This window comes from uncultured Streptococcus sp. (assembly GCF_963545685.1).
Taxonomy (GTDB): domain Bacteria; phylum Bacillota; class Bacilli; order Lactobacillales; family Streptococcaceae; genus Streptococcus.
The window spans coordinates 1-4,443 of record NZ_CAUUKN010000079.1 but is presented as its reverse complement, the minus strand read 5'-3'; the positions used below and the strand labels follow the sequence as shown (position 1 = coordinate 4,443).

5 protein-coding genes and 1 tRNA gene are annotated in these 4,443 nt (G+C 40.8%); all 6 read right to left on the bottom strand.

The window, feature by feature from the left end; all coding sequences use genetic code 11:
* Positions 1-192: 192 nt before the first annotated feature.
* The 6 genes from RWZ99_RS08855 to RWZ99_RS08830 all read right to left on the bottom strand — a co-directional run bounded on the left by RWZ99_RS08855 (position 193) and on the right by RWZ99_RS08830 (position 4,403).
* Positions 193-264: transfer RNA gene (locus RWZ99_RS08855), tRNA-Arg, on the bottom strand.
* 50 nt (positions 265-314) lie between these two features.
* Positions 315-662, bottom strand: coding sequence for a 50S ribosomal protein L19 (gene rplS / locus RWZ99_RS08850; RefSeq protein ID WP_002950935.1), 348 nt, complete (start codon positions 660-662; stop codon positions 315-317).
* 127 nt (positions 663-789) lie between these two features.
* Positions 790-2,016: a voltage-gated chloride channel family protein gene (locus tag RWZ99_RS08845; RefSeq protein ID WP_314678175.1), complete on the bottom strand. Its 1,227-nt coding sequence runs from the start codon at positions 2,014-2,016 to the stop codon at positions 790-792.
* A gap of 9 nt (positions 2,017-2,025) precedes the next feature.
* On the bottom strand, positions 2,026-2,298 hold the full coding sequence (locus RWZ99_RS08840) for a chorismate mutase (RefSeq protein ID WP_314678173.1): 273 nt from the start codon (positions 2,296-2,298) through the stop codon (positions 2,026-2,028).
* Between the two features lie 74 nt (positions 2,299-2,372).
* A complete protein-coding gene (locus RWZ99_RS08835; RefSeq protein ID WP_314678171.1) occupies positions 2,373-3,908 on the bottom strand; it encodes a chloride channel protein in 1,536 nt (511 codons plus the stop codon).
* A gap of 51 nt (positions 3,909-3,959) precedes the next feature.
* On the bottom strand, positions 3,960-4,403 hold the full coding sequence (locus RWZ99_RS08830; protein WP_002883520.1) for a flavodoxin: 444 nt from the start codon (positions 4,401-4,403) through the stop codon (positions 3,960-3,962).
* Between the last annotated feature and the right edge of the window lie 40 nt (positions 4,404-4,443).

The window sequence follows — 4,443 nt, the reverse complement described above, 5'->3', positions numbered from 1 at the left end:
GTGAAACATAGGGAACACCTCACAACTCTTCTTATATCTATTATACGACTTTACATAAAGAAAAGCCCTTGGAAACTTGTGTTCCAAGGACTTTGTCTTCAATCTGATATATATATATATATATATATATTGTCAAGACCTTACTAAAAATAAACTGCAACTTAATTCCAGGTACAATCAAAGTATTTTTGATGTCCCCTGCCGGAATCGAACCAGCAACGACTCCTTAGGAGGGAGTTGTTATATCCATTTAACTAAGAGGACTTATGAAAAAATCTGCCACAAGGACAGATTTTTTTGTTGAAATCTGTAAATTATTTACGGATTTCTTTGATACGTGCAGCTTTACCTTGCAAAGCACGCAAGTAGTAAAGTTTAGCACGGCGGACTTTACCGTAGCGTACAACTTCAATCTTATCAACACGTGGAGTGTGAATTGGGAAAGTACGTTCAACACCGATACCGCTTGAGATTTTACGAACTGTGTACATTTCTGAGATCCCTTGACCTTTGCGTGAAATAACTACACCTTCAAAGATCTGGATACGTTCGCGAGTTCCTTCGACAACTTTCGCGTGAACGCGAACAGTGTCACCAGGACGGAATGATGGGATGTCAGTACGAAGTTGACCTTCTGTCAAACTTTGGATCAATGGATTCATTTTTATATACTCCTATCTTACTAATCTTAAGAGCAACCTCTGTGTCTCAGCGGATTAGCCGTTATTTTTGTGTGTCCATTACACACTCTTAATATATTATCAAAAATTTATCAGAATGTCTAGTATCTTATTGCATTTCTAGCATTTTTTGTTGACCATAAATACTTGTCTTATGATTGATAAGATAAGCAAAGGCCATGACAATCGCATATGGGATTACATTAGCGGGACCAAAGACCTCAACACCAATAAAAATCGGTGCTAATAGTGTATTGGTGCTACTACCAAAGACCGACAGATAACCAAGACCTGCTACAAGAGGGAGAGGAAGACCAAGAACTGGTGCTAGCACTACGCCAAGACTTGCTCCTATAGCAAACAGGGGTGTTACTTCTCCTCCTTGGAAACCAAGAGATAGAGTGAAGACTGTCAAGAGTAATTTCAAGAGCCAATCCAATGGGTAGATTGTACCACCATCAACACTTAAAGCAATCAAATTTGTTCCAAGTCCCGTATAGCGCCCCTTCCACAAAAGCAAAAGAAGACAGGTCAATACGATACTTCCTAAAAGAACACGATAGTAGGGATTAGGAAGACTACTAGCAACCTTCTTTTTAGCCATTGACAATAGATAGGCAAAGAGATTACCTACTAAACCAAAGGTAAGACCTAAAAGAGCTAATTTAAGAAAAGTCTCAAGATCAATACTCAAACTGTCAGATACAAAGTGACTAAATTTTTCAAGTCCTAAGAGATGACTTGTTGTACTAGCTACAAAAGATGCGATAAGAGTTGGTACTAGAATTGGGAGGCTTAACTGACCTAGTGTCAAGACCTCAATAGCGAAAAAGGTCGCAGCAATTGGTGTTTGGAAGAGCCCTCCAAAACCTGCTGCCATCCCCATTGTCAAGCAAAGTCGTGAGGCATTAGGTATCTTAAAGTAGCGACTAAAAGCATGGGAAACCGTTGCACCTAGCTGCACAGCAACTCCTTCTCGACCTGCAGAGCCCCCAAAAAGATGGGTTAGCCATGTTGTTATTGTTACAAGGGGAATTAACCTTAGGGGGACTTGCTCCTCTTCATTATGACCTACTTTAAAAATCAAGCCCATTCCTTGCGCTGCCTTTCCTGCAAATCTTTGATAAAGGTAGACAATCAAAAGACCAGCCAAAGGAAGTGCGGGGACCAGATAAAAGAGATGGTGGTCCCGATATTCTGAAAATCCTATGAGAACACGGCCAAAAATAGCATCAATCAGTCCAACCAGTACTCCTAAAAAGATTGCATAAAGACTCAAAATGACTAATTGTAAGTATGAGAGACCTCGACTATCACTTAATTGTCTTACTTTCATCCTCAGTCCCTACTTTCCATCCAACTTACGTCCTTGATAAGTGCGAGAATGCTTCATAATATCTGCAAAGCTAGCTACGATGGCCTCTTTGTATTCTGGATTTTCGACACTCGCTGCTACTTTATCCAGCAAGGCCTGCTCACGCTCAGGATCATAGATTGCTTTTCCAGTGCGCTGTTTATAAGCACTTACCTGAGTTACTAATTTCATACGTTCTTCCAACAGGGCCACAATCTCATTATCAACTGTGTCAATCTGTTGGCGAATCTCATTTAAGTCCATACTAACCTCCTTTTATTCTCTCCATTATAACAAAAATGACCTGAGGACAAAAGAGCCCCAGATCACCGATTTCGTTATAAAAAGAGTTTTCTCACCTGACTGATATTACTTTCATTGACAACCAAATATAGAGTAGCCCCTGCCTTTAGACGTGTGTCACCATGAACGACCTCAGACTGGTCTTGGAATATCTGAGTAGAAATCAAAACGCCATCAGGTAAAGTCAAATCCTTAACCAATTGACCAGCTAAACTCTCTGAAACAGGTAGGTCAATCATGGTAGGTATTTTGTCATCTTGTTTTGGTGATTGGTCAATCAAATGATGAAGCATAGCTTCATAGACTGGTTCACCTCCCAAGAAGTCCATGACCAGATAGGCAATTAGAGTCACGACACCAATTGTCATTAACTGGTGAAGATCTCCTACCATCTCAGTCACCAAAATCATCGCAGTCAGTGGAGCCTTGGATACTGCTCCAAAATACCCTGCCATGCCTAAGATGATGAAGATGGGGAGTTTAGTCGAATCCAAGAAACCTAGATTTTCAAATGCTGCAGCAAAAACACTACCAGAGAGAGCACCAAGAGTCAGAATTGGAAGAAAAATACCACCAGGAAAACCAGACCCAAATGACAACATACTCCAAATAAAGCGAATAGCCAAATAAAGGCTAGCCACAGTTAGAGCAGGATGCAAATCATTTAAGGAAAGAATCAATTCATTCCCACCACCTAAAAGATGGGGGAAATAAAGGCCTATAGGAATGATAAAAAGAACTGCCAAAAGGCCATGAAAATGAGAGGGTAAGTGGAAGATTTTCCCTAATACTTGATATAATTTACCAATACGTAAGACAACCCACTCATAACCGTATCCAAGCACACCTAGAAAAATACCCAAAACGATAAGTATCCAATAATCCTTCAAAGGAAAGAGCGGTAGTTTTTCAGTTATGGCAAGGACTGGTACCTGACCAAAAATACGTAATGAAACTGCGTTGGCTACTAAAGATGCCGTTAAAGCAGTCACCCAAACATGACGAGAGAAATGATGATAGACTTCTTCGACAACAAACAAAAGTCCAGCGATAGGAGCATTGAAGGCAGCCGATAGACCAGCTGCTGCTCCTGCTGCAATCAAGACGCGCTTCTCACGGGCAGAGAGCTTAAGTCCCTCGGCCAATCCCTTAGCAGTCATGGCACCTAGTTGAATACTAGGTCCCTCACGTCCCAACATCAGTCCCATAGAAATCCCAAGGACACCTCCTAGGAACTTACGCCATAATACTGACCACCAAGACGGATGTAAGAGTCCCATCAGTTCCCCTTCAACATGGGGAATCCCTGAGCCCTTGATGTCCTTTTCCTGCTTAATGAGATAACCAATTAAAATGGCAAAGAGCAAATTGACAAAGACAATTCCTAAAATAAGTACTGGTTTGTGCAGGGCGTCTTGGTAAATGGATACCGAGATTTTGGCCCCCTTAGCAATTAACCAGCGAAACAGGCTTACAACTGCTCCTGCCGTTACTCCAACTAGAACTCCTCGCCAAACAGACCAAAGGAGATGCAGAGATTGCGTCCTAAAATCTCTTTCTATTTCATTCATAAAAACTCCAAATTTGACTACAATAAAAGCAGACTTTACTCTGCTTTTTTCTTATGCTAATGCTTCTGAAACTTTTTCAGCGAAAGCTTCAAGGTTTTCGATATCTTCATCTTCAGCAGAAAGGTCAACCTTGACACTGTCCGCACCTTTGGTCGCACCTGTAAAAGTAAATTGATTTTCGAACTCATCTACTGAATGACAGAAATAATCGTAGAAGGTATCTCCTGAACCTACAACACCGAAAATTTTGCCTGACAAATCAAGATCAGCCAAATCTTCGTAAAAGTCAACGATTTCATCTGGCAACTCACCATCACCATATGTGTAAGTTGCTACAATACAGATGTCCGCGTCTTCAAAATCAGCGGCATCAACCGTTGTACACTCGTCTACATCCACAGTGTGACCTAATTCTTCCAATTTTTTGGCAACGATATCTGCGATTTCTTCCGTGTTACCGGTCATACTGGCATAAACGATTTTTGCTAAAGCCATAATGTCCTCCAAAATAATAAATTAGCTATATTATATCATA